The 15,609-nt window shown below is 62.2% G+C and carries 10 protein-coding genes and 1 riboswitch; of the genes, 2 read left to right on the forward strand and 8 right to left on the reverse strand.

Features of this window, described 5'->3' with window-relative positions; translation table 11 throughout:
• Nucleotides 1–23: 23 nt before the first annotated feature.
• Nucleotides 24–1,607 (reverse strand): phosphoglycerate dehydrogenase, encoded by a 1,584-nt coding sequence (gene serA / locus JC200_RS03720; RefSeq protein ID WP_274434844.1) that lies wholly within the window; start codon nucleotides 1,605–1,607, stop codon nucleotides 24–26.
• Between the two features lie 86 nt (nucleotides 1,608–1,693).
• Nucleotides 1,694–1,772: riboswitch (ZMP/ZTP riboswitch) on the reverse strand.
• A gap of 288 nt (nucleotides 1,773–2,060) precedes the next feature.
• Here serA and JC200_RS03725 point away from each other — a divergent pair.
• The gene (locus JC200_RS03725; RefSeq protein WP_274434846.1) at nucleotides 2,061–2,444 is read left to right on the forward strand and encodes a hypothetical protein; all 384 of its coding nucleotides are present in this window, start codon (nucleotides 2,061–2,063) and stop codon (nucleotides 2,442–2,444) included.
• On the opposite strand, the gene fdhD is transcribed toward JC200_RS03725, so the two are convergent.
• From fdhD to argF, 6 genes are all read right to left on the reverse strand, one after another.
• On the reverse strand, nucleotides 2,441–3,316 hold the full coding sequence (gene fdhD / locus JC200_RS03730) for a formate dehydrogenase accessory sulfurtransferase FdhD (RefSeq protein WP_274434848.1): 876 nt from the start codon (nucleotides 3,314–3,316) through the stop codon (nucleotides 2,441–2,443). The two genes, JC200_RS03725 and fdhD, sit on opposite strands and share 4 nt — an antisense overlap.
• 125 nt (nucleotides 3,317–3,441) lie before the next feature.
• Nucleotides 3,442–3,642, reverse strand: a complete 201-nt coding sequence (locus JC200_RS03735; RefSeq protein WP_274434849.1) for a cold shock domain-containing protein — start codon at nucleotides 3,640–3,642, stop codon at nucleotides 3,442–3,444.
• Between the two features lie 296 nt (nucleotides 3,643–3,938).
• On the reverse strand, nucleotides 3,939–5,144 hold the full coding sequence (locus JC200_RS03740) for an aspartate kinase (protein WP_274434850.1): 1,206 nt from the start codon (nucleotides 5,142–5,144) through the stop codon (nucleotides 3,939–3,941).
• A gap of 74 nt (nucleotides 5,145–5,218) precedes the next feature.
• The gene (argH, locus tag JC200_RS03745; protein WP_274434851.1) at nucleotides 5,219–6,628 is read right to left on the reverse strand and encodes an argininosuccinate lyase; all 1,410 of its coding nucleotides are present in this window, start codon (nucleotides 6,626–6,628) and stop codon (nucleotides 5,219–5,221) included.
• Nucleotides 6,629–6,837: 209 nt separating this feature from the next.
• Nucleotides 6,838–8,121 (reverse strand): argininosuccinate synthase, encoded by a 1,284-nt coding sequence (locus tag JC200_RS03750; RefSeq protein WP_274434852.1) that lies wholly within the window; start codon nucleotides 8,119–8,121, stop codon nucleotides 6,838–6,840.
• 2 nt (nucleotides 8,122–8,123) lie between these two features.
• Complete coding sequence (argF, locus tag JC200_RS03755) at nucleotides 8,124–9,191, reverse strand: ornithine carbamoyltransferase (protein ID WP_443111865.1); 1,068 nt, start codon at nucleotides 9,189–9,191, stop codon at nucleotides 8,124–8,126.
• Between the two features lie 43 nt (nucleotides 9,192–9,234).
• On the opposite strand from argF, the gene JC200_RS03760 reads away from it, so the two are divergent.
• Nucleotides 9,235–9,618: a hypothetical protein gene (locus JC200_RS03760; RefSeq protein ID WP_274434853.1), complete on the forward strand. Its 384-nt coding sequence runs from the start codon at nucleotides 9,235–9,237 to the stop codon at nucleotides 9,616–9,618.
• 1,034 nt (nucleotides 9,619–10,652) lie between these two features.
• On the opposite strand, the gene JC200_RS03765 is transcribed toward JC200_RS03760, so the two are convergent.
• Nucleotides 10,653–15,383 (reverse strand): glutamate synthase-related protein, encoded by a 4,731-nt coding sequence (locus JC200_RS03765; protein ID WP_274434854.1) that lies wholly within the window; start codon nucleotides 15,381–15,383, stop codon nucleotides 10,653–10,655.
• Nucleotides 15,384–15,609 lie beyond the last annotated feature (226 nt).

The following is a 15,609-nucleotide window of genomic DNA, read 5'->3' on the forward strand; positions in this document are numbered from 1 at the left end:
CGAATGCGGGCGCCATCTCTACATTACAAATCTACCGCGCGCGCTAGGTGGATGCCGTCCACGTCGGTGATGCGGGTGAGGACGTCATCCGAAATCACCTTGTCGACACACAGCACCATGACCGCTTCCCCGCCCGTTTCGCGGCGGCCGACCTGCATGGCGCCAATGTTGATCTCGGCGTCCCCGAGGATGCTCCCGATGCGGCCAATCATGCCCGGTTTGTCCGTGTGCCGGGTGAGCAGCATCTTGCCTTCTGGCGCTGCGTCCACTGTGTAGCCGTCGATTTCGACGATTCGCGGCCCGAAGCCGTTGTAGAGTGTACCGGCGACGCGGTGCTCGCCTTTGTCGGAGCGGACGGTCAAGGTGAGCAGGTTTGTGAACACTTTGCTGTGTGGCTGCTTGACTTCGCGCACGGCAATGCCGGCCTGTTCGGCGAGGAACGGCGCGTTCACGTAGTTCGCTTCGTCGCCGTAGCGGTAGCCGAGCCAGCCTTTGAGGACGGTGCGCGTGACGAAGCTCACGTCGTGGTCAGCGATGGGGCCAGCGAACGCGATCTCCACTTCTGACACGGACTCGCCCACCCACTGCCCTGCGAACAGTCCGAGCTGCTCGCCAAGGCCGAGGTACGGCTCGAGAAACGCCTTCAGCTCGCCCGACAGAGACGGCAGGTTGACGGCGTTTTGGAACGGCTTGCCTTCGAGCAGCAGGCCGACTTGTTCTGCCACGTCAATCGCGACGTTCTCCTGCGCCTCGACCGTAGATGCGCCAAGGTGCGGTGTGAGGACGACGTTGTCGAACTCGCGCAGTGGGTGATCGCTGGCGAGAGGCTCACTCTCGAACACGTCAATCGCGGCGCTCGCGACCTTGCCGGCGCGCAGTGCGTCGGCGAGTGCCTGTTCGTCGATGATGCCGCCGCGCGCGCAGTTGACGATGCGCACGCCGTCTTTCATTTTGGCGAAGGCGCTTGTGCCAAGCATGTGCTTGGTCTCTTTGGTGAGCGGCGTGTGGACGGTGATGAAGTCGGCCGCGGCAATCGCTTCGTCAAAGGAGACGCGGGTGATGCCGAGTTCTTTGGCGCGCGCTTCGGTCAGGTACGGATCAAAGCCGAGCACGGTCATGCCGAAGACTTTCGCGCGCTTCGCGACTTCCGCGCCGATGCGGCCGGTGCCAAGCACAGCGAGCGTCTTGCCGCGCAACTCGACGCCGACGAACGACTTGCGGTCCCACTTGCCGGCGCGAATCGAGCGGTCGGCGGCCGGGATCCAGCGAGACATCGCAATTAGCATCGCGAACGTGTGCTCCGCGGCGGAGATGGTGTTGCCGTCTGGCGCGTTGATCACGACGACGCCCCGGCGCGTCGCAGCCGGAATGTCGATGTTGTCGACGCCGACGCCGGCGCGGCCAATCACCTTGAGCTGGTTTGCTGCTGCGAGCACTGGTGCGGTCACTTTGGTCTGGGAGCGTACGAGGAGTGCGTCGGTGTCGCGAATCTCTTCCGTTAATTCTGCCTCTGTCATGCCGGTGCGCACACGAACAGTAGCACCCGGCAAAGCCTCCAGCTTTTCGATGCCAAGCGGAGAAATGTCGTCTGCAACGAGAATTTTCACTTTCTCTCCCACTCCTTGTCTCCCTAGTCTATCTATATTGTTTATTCAGACATCTGCTGATATGAAACGACGCCTGAACACTCCACTTCGAGTGCCCAGGCGGTCGGCGTGTCATCTGTCGCACTCCCTCGTGGTTACCCACTTCCGCCAGTCATGCAACAGGTTGATGGAGTTGTAGTAGAGCTCCGCACCCCGCGGCTCGAAGCACGCGGGACACGGGCTTGTTGGTGTTCAATATACCTGCCGCCATACAACTCGTCAAGGCATGGAAAGCGCTTCCCTCGCCAGATTCCGCGATTTTTCTACAGCGGTTTGCGATTTCTTCACAAAATTTCAGACGAAAGCGCTCTCACTCTGCGCTCATCCAGCACGGGGGCATCAATGGATAGAATTACCGCCGTTGCGGCATGCTACGGAGCGTTATGTGAATGGTGAACACAAGGGGGTTTCACGATGAAGATGAAGGCTTTGACCACGGCTGCGGCCGTAGCACTGACCTTGGCTGCGGCTGGCTGCGGCAATAATGCGGGAAACACTGTCGGCAATGCAGCGAACGCGGTCGGCAATGCAGCAGGGTACGCAGCGGACGCGACGGGCAACGCAGCGCGTGGAGTGATGAACGGGGCGGGTCGGGCTGCACAAGGCACGATGAACGCGGCAGGTGACGTCGCGCGGGGCACCGCAAACGCAGTCGGAGACGTCGGACGCGGCACCATCAACGCAGTCGGAGGCGCCGGGCGCGGGGCTGCCGACAAGGTCGGCGATGTTGGACGTGGCACGATGAACGCGGCCGGTCACGCAGCGCGCGGCACGATGAACGCCGTGACACCGCGCTAACTTTCGCTCTCCACCTGGCGGGCGCCGGCGACGCGCCAAGCATGCGAATACACATTGAACGAGTCATCGCGCACAAACCCGACTGCGGTGATACCGAGGTCGTTGGCCATGTCAATCGCGAGCGCCGTCGGCGCCGACTTCGCCAGGACAATCCCCACCCCGATTTTCGCCACCTTCAGCAGCACCTCGGAAGACAACCGACCACTGAACGTGACGACGCGGCCTGTCAGCGGCATCCGCTCGCGCAGCGCACGTCCGAACAGCTTGTCAAGCGCATTGTGGCGGCCGATGTCGGTGCGTACCAACATCTCCTCGTCCTTCCTCGGGTCGACGAGCGCAGCAATGTGAACCCCGCCGGTTTCGTGAAAGACCGTGGCGGCGTCATCGAGGTCGCGCATTACCCGGAAAATATCGTCTGATGTCACCGTCACCGGGTCGTCGACGTGCTTGGCAGTCTGTGCATCGTTCGTGAAGTAGAATGTCTGCCGCATCTTCCCGCAGCACGAGGCGATGTAGCGCTTGTTGTAAAAGTCCTGATTGAAGTTGATGTTACTCGTCGTACGCACACGCACCGTACCCCGCAGGCGGCTGAGTTGGACAGATTCCACTTGGTCGATTGACCGAATGACCCCTTCTGAGGCAAGAAAGCCAATTGCCAAGTCTTCCATGTACTCTGGCGTGCAGACGACGGTCGCGAGTTCGCGGTCATTGACGAACACAGTCAAGGCGTACTCACTGGCAACTTCATCGATATCCGGTTGAAACTCCGCGCGCCCATAGCGCACAACTTCAACCCCCGCCGTAATCGGAAGTCCATCTTCCCCCTGGCGCGATGCACGTTCTAACCCCAGTTCTGCTCTGTCCCTGGCCATGGCGAACCCCTTCCCCGGATGGTAAAAAGCCTTCGCCGAAACGGCGAAGGCATTTTGTCGTGCCGGATGCAATCGCTCCGACGCAACGGGTCATTGTCGAGCACTTGTCCGTACTGGACCTGCTTTTATAGACGCGTTACGTTTGCAGCCTGCAGCCCGCGCTGACCCTCTTCCACGTCGAACTCCACTTGGTCGCCCTCATTCAGAGTGCGGAAACCTTGGGAGTTGATGGCGGAAAAGTGAACGAACACGTCGTTACCGCCGTCCTCCGGCGTGATGAACCCATAGCCTTTTTCCGAGCTGAACCACTTAACAGTACCTCTCACTTAAAGTCCTCCTGTACGCATCCGAGCTACCATTACGAGCTACCATGACGCGCGATGAAATCTGTACTTCGACCTTATTATAGGCTTTTACTGCGAAGATTGATACACAGGCGCGCAAATTCGTCCAAAATTCTTTTCTACACGCGCTGTCGAACGCCGTCGAATCAATTCGCGTCTGCGCGCATCTCTGTCGACAATTAGTTGTTGTGTCGCAACAACCCGCGCGGGCTACTCGAGGAACGCAGCACATGGGTCACGCAGCCGCGTCACGAAGGGACAGCAACAACCCTCGCGGGTTACTCGAGGAACGCCGCGTGCAGCTCTTTGACAGCCCGCTCCACAGCGTCCGCTTGGACGATACACGACACTTTGATCTCGGAGGTGCTGACCATCGCGATCGGAATGTCCGCCCCCGCCATGACCTCGAACATCTGCGCCGCGACGCCGGGATTGCTAATCATGCCAGCTCCCACAATCGAGACTTTGCCAAGCCCAGTCTCGCAGACGATGTCGTGGAAGGAGAGCTCCGGCTGCAGTTCGCGCACAATCCGCACTGTCCGGTCCGCATCCTCTTCCTTCACGGTAAACGAGACGTCGACCACATCCGTTCCGACGACGCTTTGGACAATGACGTCGACATTGACCCCGTCTGACGCCAGCCGCTTAAACACTGTCGCCAACCCGTGGCGCTGCAGCGGCACACCGACAACTGCCACACGTGCGACTTCGCGCTCAAAGGCAATCCCTGTGACGGCCTCGCGAAGTTCAAATCCCGATGTCGCTTCCATCACAACCGTCCCTTCCTCATCGTGAAAACTCGAACGCACGACCAACCGGACGCCGAACTGTTTCGCGTTCTCGACCGCGCGCGGGTGCAGCACTTGAGCGCCGAGCGTCGCGAGTTCGAGCATCTCGTCGTACGAAATGGTCTCCAGTTTGCGCGCCGCTTTAACCACCCGCGGGTCGGTTGTGTAGACCCCTTTGACATCGGTGTAGATCTCGCACAAATCCGCCTCGAGCGCCGCCGCCACAGCGACCGCGCTGGTGTCTGACCCGCCGCGGCCAAGCGTCGTCACACGGTCGCCGCTGATGCCCTGAAAACCGGTGATAACCGGGACGATGCCCTGCCCGATGACGCGGTTCAAAGCGTCGCTGTCAATGTGGAGCAACCTGGCGTTGCCGTGCACAGGCTCGGTGAAAATCCCCGCCTGCCAGCCCGTAAACGAGCGCGCCTGCAAGCCTCGTGTTTGCAAAGCCATCGCGAGCAAGGACGCCGATACCTGCTCACCGGTCGACAACAGCGCGTCCATCTCGCGCGGGTCCGCGTCTCTGGTAATCGCTTTTGCCAAAGTGACGAGTTCGTCGGTGGTGTGTCCCATCGCGGACACGACGACGGCGCAGGAATGCCCGGCTTTAATCGTGCGCGCGACGCGGTCAGCGACGGCCTCGATGCGCTCCACCGAACCGACCGAAGTTCCCCCGTACTTCTGTACAATGAGCAAATCCGTCCACTCCCAGCTATCGCGGTCTCTTAGTCGCCGCTTTTGTCTTATCGTCGCGCCATTGGCGCAGACGGTCAAGAACCTGGTGTTGCCAGAACGGTCTTCGCAAGCTCCAGTTGAAAGCGCACAGCCTCTGGCGCTGTGCCGCCGCGCGACTTGCGCGCTGCGACGACTGCCTCTGGCGTGATGCGCTCGTAGATGTCTGACTCAAACGCCTCAGACGCAGCCTGGTAGACGGAGAAGTCGAGGTCGCCGAGCGGCTTGCCTAGCTCAATCGCCTGCAGGACGAGCTTCCCAACGACTTCGTGCGCGGTGCGAAACGGCACACCCTTTGCTGCCAGGTAGTCCGCGACATCGGTCGCGTTCGAGTAGTCGCGCGCAAACGCCTGCTGCAGGCGCGGGCGCCTGACTTCGAGCGTCGCTATCATTCCGGCAAACAGCTCGAGCGCCGGCAGCACGGTCTCGATGGTGTCGAACAAGCCTTCCTTGTCCTCCTGCAGGTCCTTGTTGTAGGCGAGCGGCAGTCCTTTCAAGACGGTAAGCAGCCCCATCAGGTGCCCGTACACGCGCCCGGACTTGCCGCGCACAACTTCTGGGACGTCCGGGTTTTTCTTCTGCGGCATCATGCTTGACCCGGTGCAGTACGCATCGGCCAGCTCGATGAAGCCAAACTCTTCACTGCTCCAGAGGATGAGCTCCTCCGACAGCCGCGACAAGTGCGTCATGAGTAAGCTCGCCGCAGACAGGAAGTCGACGAGGTAGTCGCGGTCAGACACCGCGTCGAGCGAGTTCTCGTAGAGTGACGCGAAGCCGAGCGTCTGCATCACAGATTCGCGATTTATCGGAAACGTCGTACCCGCAAGTGCGCCTGCACCGAGCGGCATCTTGTCCGCTCGTTTGGCGACGTCAGCGAACCGGTCGGCATCGCGACTGAGCATCCAGAAGTACGCCAGCAGGTGGTGCGCAAACAGTACCGGTTGCGCGCGCTGCAGGTGCGTGTAACCGGGGATGATGACGTCGAAGTTCGCCTCGGCCGAGTCGACGAGCGCCTGCTGGAGGGTGCGGATAGCCTGGCGGACGGTCTCTGCAGCGCGCTTCGTGTAGAGGTGCATATCGAGCGCGACCTGGTCGTTGCGGCTGCGTCCGGTGTGCAGCTTCCCTGCCACCGCACCGACGCGCAGCGCGAGCAGGCGCTCGACGTTCATGTGGATGTCTTCGTCCTCGACGCGAAACTCGAGGCGGCCGGCCTTCGCGGCTGCGAGGAGGTCAGTGAGTCCTTGCACGAGTGTCCGCGCGTCCTCGTCTGGTATGATCCCGCACGCCCCCAGCATCTTGGCGTGCGCGATGCTGCCTTCGATGTCGACCTCGGCGAGCCGCTGATCAAACCCAATCGAGGCCGTGTAGGCCTCGACGAGTTGGTTGGTCTGTTCCGTAAATCGGCCGCCCCAGAGCTTGCCCTGAGCGTTGTCCGCATCCGTTGCCATCAAACCCCTGCCTTTCTTGTTGCAACCGCGCTGCCGCGGCGGCTGATTCGCAAAGTCGCAGCGGCTGTGTTGCCGGTTCCGGTCGCGGCGGGCGCTGCTTCCACCCGGCGCGGTTGCCGCGACGGTGTTTTGCCGCTCCGAGCCGCCGGGCCGCGACGTGCGCGGTCGCGGCGGGCGCTCCCGGCTGATTGGTGCGCTGCCGCGGCGGGTTACAGTTGAATCGCTGCTTCGTCGGCAGTCAGGACGGACGAGTTGGCGCCACCGAGGCCGCTTGCCGGTGCCTGTGCGGTGTGGCCGAGCTTCGTCTGCACGTCGGCGTAGACGGTGGTCGGCATGCCCCACAGCTGGATGAAACCGACAGCTGCGTTGTGGTCGAAGGTGTCGCCGGTCGAATAGGTCGCGAGGTCGTGCCGGTACAGCGAATATGGCGACTTACGGCCGACAATTTGCGCCTGGCCCTTGTAGAGTTTCACGCGGACGTCGCCGGTGACGTTCTTCTGCGTCTCTTGGATAAACGCGTCGAGCGCCGTTTTCAGTGGCGAGAACCACAGTCCGTTGTAGATTAGTTTGCTGTACTCGAGCTCTACCCCCATCTTGTACTGCGCGACTTCACGCGTCAACGTCAGGGTCTCGAGCTCTTTGTGGGCGTTGACGAGCACAATGCCAGCCGGCGACTCGTAGACTTCGCGCGACTTGATGCCGACGAGGCGGTTCTCGACGTGATCAATCCGGCCCACTCCGTGCGCCCCCGCAATTGCGTTCAGCTTCAGAATCAACTGAGCAAGCGGCAGCACTTCGCCGTTCAGGGCGACAGGCACGCCTTCGTCGAACGAGACGATGACGAACTCCGCCTCATTCGGCGCGGCTTCGGCACTCACTGTCCACTCGAACGCGTCCTCTGGCGCATCGGCCCACGGGTCCTCGAGCACGCCGCACTCGATGGCCCGGCCCCACAGGTTGGCGTCGATGCTGTAGGGACTGTCAAGGGTCACCGGGATCGGCACATTGTGCTCCTTGGCGTAGGCAATTTCCTCGTCGCGCGTCCAGCCCCACTCGCGAACGGGCGCAATGACGCTGAGTTTTGGGCTCAAGGCCTTGACGGAGACTTCGAAGCGGACCTGGTCGTTGCCTTTGCCTGTGCAGCCGTGCGCGACTGCCGTCGCCCCTTCGAGCGCGGCGACTTCAGCCAGCAGCTGCGAGATGAGCGGGCGCGACAGCGCAGACGCGAGCGGGTACTTGCCTTCGTAGAGGGAGTTCGCCAGGATGGCCGGGCGCACAAACTCGTCTGCGAAGCGGTTTACGGCATCCACGCGGTAGGACTTGGAGGCGCCGACTTGCAGGGCCTTCTTCTGAACGAAGTCGAGGTTCTTGCCTTCACCGACGTCGACGCACATCGCGACGACATCGTAGCCGTATTTTTCAGTCAACCAGGTGATGGCGACCGATGTATCCAAACCGCCCGAATATGCGAGTACGAGTTTCTCTTTTGCCATGATTAAATCTCCTCCCCGAATGCGCCGGCATCTGCCATGAGCGCGGCCAAAACGGCTTTTTGTGCGTGCAAGCGGTTCTCTGCTTCATCAAAGACGGCCGAGTGATCGCCGTCGAGCACCTCTGCAGTCACCTCTTCCCCGCGGTGCGCGGGCAGGCAGTGCAGGAACAGGTAGTCTGGCTTGGCGTGACTGACGAGCTGTGCGTTAACTTGGTAGTCGCGGAAGATCTCCTTGCGCACCTCCGCCTCCTCCTCGTCGCCCATGCTCGCCCAGACATCTGTGACGATGACGTCAGCGCCTTGGACGGCGCGCACGACGTCGGTTGTCACCAGCACCTGCGAGCGGTTGACGACGGCTGCGCGCTTCGCCTCTTCGACGATCGAAGCTGGCGGCAGGAACCCGGCCGGACTTGCGACGCGGATGTTCATACCGAGTTTCGGTGCGGCCTGCAGCCAGGAATTTGCCATATTGTTGCCGTCGCCGATAAAGGCGACGGTGACACCTTTGAACGTTCCTTTGTGCTCCCAGATGGTCATCGCGTCCGCGAGCACCTGGCACGGATGGTGGTCGTCCGTGAGACCGTTCACGATCGGCACTGTCGCGTAGTGCGCTAGCTCCTGCACCATCGCGTGGGAAAACGTCCGGATCATAATGCCGTCCACATACCGCGACATCACCTGCGCTGTGTCAGCTACGGGCTCACCACGGCCCATCTGTGTGCTGCTGCCTGGCATGAACAACGCATGCCCGCCTAGCTGCAGCATCCCGACTTCAAATGACACGCGCGTCCGCGTCGACGCTTTATCGAACACCAGTGCCAGCGTCTTGCCTGGCAACAGCTCGTGGCGGAATCCGCTCTTCTGTGCTTCCTTCAGCACGAGGCCGAGTTTTAGCAGCGACTCGATCTCGTGTGGCGCATAGTCGGAGAAATCGAGCAGGTCGCGGCCTCGGAGCGACTGGTGCGCCACCATCAGCGCATTCTGCAACCGGACCGACAGGTACCCGTCTCCGAGTGGCACAATGGCCGATTCGCCCCGCCCTACACTTCCAATCGCCTTTACGACGCTCACGCCGCATTCCCCTCTCCGGTTTGAGTTTCAAATTCAATTTCGAATGACGGTGCGGCCTGGTTCAGCGGACCGCTTGGTTCGCCTGCCGCTTGGTTCGCCTGCCGCTTGGTTCGCCTGCCGCTTGGTTCGGTTGCCGCTTGGTTCGGTTGCCGCTTGGTTCGCCGGGCCGCTTGGTTCGCCTGCCGCTTGGTTCGGCCTGCCGCTTGGTTCGCCGGGCCGCTTGGTTTGGCGTTCGGTTACGCTGCGAGTTGCCTCGCGGTTCGGCTTGCTCTATCACATCAGGTTGATTGTCTCGTTCAGCTGTCCTGATTCGGCGCGGCTTGGGTGCCCATTCGGTGCCGATTCAGTGCTGATTCGGTTGCGACGATTCATCGTCGCTCTCGAATTCGATCCAACACACCGTTCGCTCTCAACCCTATCTGCATAATCACCATATGCACTAACCTCCACACGCATGATTATACATGCCAGCGAATATTTATCAAGCTGCGATTGTTAGCGCGGTGAGCGGTGAGCGGTGAGCGGTGAGCGGTGAGCGGTGAGCGGCAGTTCCCGCCGCCATAACCGCACAGGGCGGCTTATCGGCGCGATCCACCCGCATTTCCTCCCCGATAGGCTGCCGAAAACGGCCAATTCACTCTTTTGGAGGTCCAGAAGGTGGGTGATCACGTCGATAGGCGGTTCTAAGCCGCCTATTCGGCGATTCGGGGGCGGTTTTGACCCCGTTAAGCGGTCCTGTGCCGCTATTCTGCGTGGCCGCCCACAGCTCGAGCCCGTCTGCGCCTACTGAGTCGACTGCGATGCCGCAAAGGAATCGGAAGTGGCGGGCCGGCATTGATATGCGGCGCGGGAAGCGCGACGCATTCCACATAACGCCCTCAGAACGCGTTATCCGCTCCCTAGTTAACATAAAACACCCACGTAACGTCTTCAAAACGCGTTATCTCCCCTGAGATCCCGATTTTCAGCACCTCAACTCATCAATAACGCTGTTTGGGGGCGTTATCGCCGATAAAACCCGCTGTCCGGAACCGATAACGCGTTTTCAGGACGTTAGCGTTTTGGCATAGCGTGCTCCGGCCTCGTTACCCCCGGTCAATGCCAAACCGGTCCAACGTCACGTTTCGCTTAGTGAAAAATATCCGTTGTTTGCGATCGGTAGCTAGCGCTCCCCGCCAGCTTTCAGTTCTTACATGGTGTATGCCCCCGTCGCGGGGGCATACCGATTAAATTTAGTTCTAGCCCCGGCGGTGTCCGGCTCGTTCGCGCGATCCAGACTCCCCTCACACGAACGGAAAGGGCCGACCATTGAGCAGGTCGGCCCATCCAATTTGAACTCTGAGCGCCAACTGCGGCATGCGCACACGCGCGGTGACCTCCGCCGACCCAGCCGCATCGCCGCACCCGGCCGGCCCAGGCCCGCGGCCCAGCATCGCTCAGCCGCTCAGCCGCCCACCAAACTTACTCCGTCGCGATCGTCTGGTCCGTGATCTCCGCGCCAGGGCGGACCATCATGAAGTGGTCAACCGGCGCGTCAATCATCGGCTGCAGCGCGTTCGCCGCCTCCCACTGGCCGCTGTGGCGCAGTTCGCGCTGGTAGTTGGTCAGGAGTTCCTCGACGTCGCGCTCGCCGTCCTCGTCGAGGTAGCGCAGCACCACTTTCGCGCCCTTGGCGAGGCGGCGCCGGAGCACATCCTCAGTCAGGCCGATTTGCTCGCTCATGCGGACGTAGACCGAGCCGCCAGTCATGCCGGAGCAAATCCAGGGGCCGGGGTCGCCGAGAACGACCGCGCGCCCCGCCGTCATGTACTCGAACGCGAAGCCTTTCAGGTTGGCGCGCTCACCGACCCAGCCGAGTTCGTCGCGCACCGGGCGCGGTTCGCCGCCGATGACGATGTCGGCGCCAGACAGCCGAATCCCGGCGCGCGCATCCGCATCGCCCTGGATGAAGAACGTTCCGCGCTGCGCACCGTAGGCGAGACCTTTGCCGACCGAGCCGCCGCGCCAGACGCCGTCCGGACCCTGCTGTTTGAGGATCACGATTTTGCCCCCGAACGCTGCCTTGCCGACGCCGTCCTGGCCGCCGCCGTGCGCCACGGACACCATGCCTTCCGTGTGATACGCTGCGAAGCCGTTGCCGCCGACGTTGCTGGTCTCGTTCGAGATGCGCACATCGTCAGCGCCGAGGCGTACCTTCTGCCCAGCTTGGCGGGTGCCCTGCGCCCGCGGCAACCCGACAATGCCTGCAGTCTCAGCGCTGGCCGCGCCTGAATCAGAACCTCCGTCGACTTCTGCACGGCCTGACCCGGTCAACACCTTCCACAGCACACCCTTGCCGGTGCGCGACACCATAGCCTCCGGCACCGAGTCGCCACCCATCGTCACGCCCGCAACCGCTGTCTCCGTGCCAGCTGCCATCGCGAGCACTTCCGCTTCCTCTGCCGCCAACGTGTTGCCGTGGCGGGTCTGCACGTTCACGCCGAGTCCGTCGTGGCGCAGGTTGCGCTTGATCAGCCAGTTCACATCGAGCGCGTCGTGCATCGACAGCTGCGTCAACAGGTCGCTCTTGCCGACCAAATCTTGCGTCCGAGTCGCACCAAGCGCTGCCGTCAGCCGCGCGACGTGCTCGCCAATCGCCGTGAACAGCCGCTGCAGGTACCCAACCGCTTGCTCAAACTCGCGTGGTTCGAACTTCGGCAGGCCCTTCTCCTTCGCTTCCTCAAGGCTCGTCATCTGTGTCGCGATGCCGACGTGGCAGGTGTCCTTGTGGCACGCGCGGCAGGATGTGCAACCAATCGCCACCATCGCCATCGTGCCAAACCCGACGCGGTTTGCGCCTAGTAAAATCGCCTTCATGACGTCTGCACCCGATTTCATGCCGCCGTCAGCCCAAATCTCGGCCGAGTCGCGCAGCCCAGCCGCACACAGCGCCTCGTGCGCCAGTTTCACGCCAATCTCGACCGGCAACCCGACGTGGCGGATCGCGTGTGCACGCGCCGCACCGGTGCCGCCGTCAAAGCCGCTGAGCGTCACGACGTCGGCGCCGGCCTTCACGACACCAACCGCGATCGTCCCGATGTTCGGCACGACGGGCACCTTCACCGCGACCTTGGCGTGCGGGTTAATCTCGTGCAGTTCGTGTACGACCTGCGCCAAGTCCTCGATCGAGTAGATGTCGTGGTTGTTGGACGGCGAAATCAGGTCCGTGCCGAGCGACGCGTTCCGGGCTGCGGCGACTTGCTCGGTCACTTTCGATCCCGGCAGGTGACCGCCCTCGCCCGGCTTCGCGCCTTGGCCGATCTTAATTTCGAGCACGTACGCGCCGTTGCAAAGGTCCGCGTTGACGCCGAAGCGACCGGACGCGATCTGCCGACCGCGGTGGCGCGGATAGCGCGTGAGCAAGTCTTTGATCTCGCCGCCCTCCCCGTTCAAGGCGACGATGTTTGTCCGGTACCCGGCTTCCGCGTACGCGCGGTATGCGGTCTCGCTCTGCGAGCCAAACGACATCGAGCTGATGACCAGCGGGTAGCTGTGGCCGTCGATCGTCGTGTCGACTTCGGTGCTGTCGACGCTCACCTTCGCGTCTCCGCCAGCCTTCGTGTCTGCGCCGGATCCCGCTGCCTCAGCCGACACGTCCACAGCTTCGCCGCCGGTCGCACTTGCGACTGCAGCGTCGTCGATGCCCTTGAAACCGAGCACGTGGCGGATGCTGATTGGGTTCTCGCGCTCAAACGTCGCGAGCCGGTCGTAGAACGTCTCGTACTCCGCCTCTCCCATCGCGACAAGGCCGGCAGCCTTCCAGATGCGCGGGTAGAGTTGGAAGTTTTTCGCGCGCCGGAGCTGCTTCTCGTCGTCGACGTCGTACAGCGCCTGACGCAAGGCAGCCTCCGCTTCCATCGCCGCGAAGCCAAAGCCGGCTTTGCCGCCGCAGAAGGTCGGCACGCCGAGCCACTGCGAGACTTCCTCGTGTAGGCCAATCGCGCCAAACAAGCGCTCGTAGCCGCGCAACTCGTGAATGCCAAGCGTCGAAATGACTTTCTCGAGACCTTTGCAGAGCGCCGCGTGAAGGTTTTCGACGCCGGCCACACTGCCTTTTTGCGCCGCGTGTTCCCACATCAGATACGGGTCGACCGCTTCGGCGCCAAGGCCGATGGCCGTCACGATGTCGTGCAGGTTGCGCATCGCGCCGCTGCGCAACACGATGCTCGTGCGTCGGCGCAGGTGCTCGCCGCCTTGACTGGACGACGGCCGCAACAGCGCTTTGTGCACAGCTGCAACGGCGAGAAACGCGTCGATGTACGCGCCGCGGGCGAACGACAGGCGGTCGTCGAGCGCAATCACGTTGGCCCCCGCCTGCACTGCCTCGAGCGCCTCCTGTGAGAAGCGCGCGAGCGCCGCGGACACGCTCTCGCCTTCATGCCGGTGCAGCAGAATTTCCACCGTTCCGTACGGCCCCGTGTGCAGAGCTGCCAGTGCATCTTCGTAGCAGAGCGTCTCGCGGCGGTTCGCGATGGCCTCGATGTCCTCGAGCGTCACGTCCGATGCCGGCGACAGTTCTTCAAGCAGAAGCGGCGATTGGATCTCGACGCGCGGCGCATCCTGGTACAACCCATCGAGCGACGGCCGCTTGCCAAGCACGGTACGTGTGCTGAAGTGCTCGACTTCACGCTCGCGATCGATCGCTGGGTTCGTGACGACGGCGACGGTCTCGTGGACGAAATCCGGAATTGAGCGCAGTCCGGTGTCGAGCGCCGCGATGGGGCTGTCGTTGCCCAAGGACCGAATTGGCTCGACGCCTGTCTGCAGTTCGAAGTCGATGGCCTTCACGTCGTCTTCGCGCCAGCCAAACGCTGCCTGGCGAATCGCCACCGACTTGCGCCCCCGATAGGGGTGCGCTACTTCCCCGCGCTCGTGCAGCGACCCAGCGAAGCGCAGTCCGTGCGCCGCCTCGTGTCCGAACTGATAGCGCGTCATCATGCGCGCAAAGACATGGCGTTGCAGTTTCGTGTACGGGTAGAGAATCACACCGTTGGCGGTGAACTCCACCCCCATCTTCTCGCCCGGAGAGAGCGGCTTCGGGTCGGCCACCCACTGCGAGGTCGGCACGATGCCCTGTTCCGAACTGAAGGTGTAACCGTCGGCGGTCTCGACCAGCCACATCGGCCGCAGTCCGAGCGCATCGACGCCAAACACGGCCTGCGAGCCAAACCGCATCATCACCGCTGCCGGCCCCTGCGCAAACGGCCCCCACAGGGAGCGCAGGAACATGTACATGTCAGCGAGATCGGAGCGCATCTGCTTGACTTCGTTGACGATGGGCGGGAACAACGTCTCCGCCGCCTCAAACAGCGACCAGCCTTTCTTCGCTACGAAGTAGTGCAGGCTGCGGTCCACCATCTGCGAATCCGAGAACGCGGCGTCAAGCGGAATACCCGCCATGCCCGACTCTTCATAGAAACGTGCAATTGTGTTGATCTCGCCGTTGTGCCCGAGCAGCCCAAACGGCTGCACGCGGAAGAACGACGTGGTCGTGTTCGTGGAGTAGCGGGTATGCGCAAGCACAAACGCCGACGTGCAGTCTGCATCGCGAAGGTCCGGATAGAAGTTCGCGAGTGTCTCGCCGTCGCCGACAACCTTATAGACACAGGTGGACCGACTCATGGACGCGACGTGGAGTCCATTGTGGCGTTCGAGCGCCGTGATCAGGTCAATCACAGCGACGTCATCCGACTCCGGCGTCAGGCCCGCGATTTGCACAAACACGGGGTTCTCCTGGCTGCCGAGCGGACCGAGCGCCTCTTGATTCGACACGTCAACGCGCGTCAGCAGCAAATTGAAACCGGCCGACTTCAAGTCCGTGATGACCTCGTCCAGCAATTGGCCAGACTTAGCTCGGTTCAGCAGTAAGTGGGCGACGAAAAAACGCTCATCATCAACCACATCGGCGCCTTTTTGCGTCAATCCGCGTTCAATCAGCCAACGCCGCCAGAGCGCGCGCGGAATGTCGAGCAAGAGTCCGCACCCATCGCCTTCACCCTGAACGTACCCCGCCCTGTGACTGAGGGCGTTGAGCGCTTCAAGCCCGGCAACCACAGGGGTTCGGGTCGGCATCCCAGTTTTTTCGATGCGGGCGAAGATCCCACAACTGTCGTGTTCTCGGTCGATCTGCGTCGTCAATGCGTTCAAGTTCAACCTCGTCACTTCCTCTCTCGCTGAGGACGTTTCGCACCCTGGCAGGGTGCCGTTCGCCGGCAATTCAGTCGACATTTCGGCTGGCTCGGCTGGCTCGGCTGGCTCGGCTGGCTCGGCTGGCTCGGCTGGCTCGGCTGGCTCGGCCGTTTTTCACCTGCTGCCTCCTGGGGTGCCGTCCTTCTCTGAATGTATCGCTCTCCTAGCAGTGCGATTGTGATGACTCAGT

It is taken from the genome of Alicyclobacillus sp. ALC3, from assembly GCF_028751195.1.
GTDB lineage: Bacteria > Bacillota > Bacilli > Alicyclobacillales > Alicyclobacillaceae > Alicyclobacillus_L.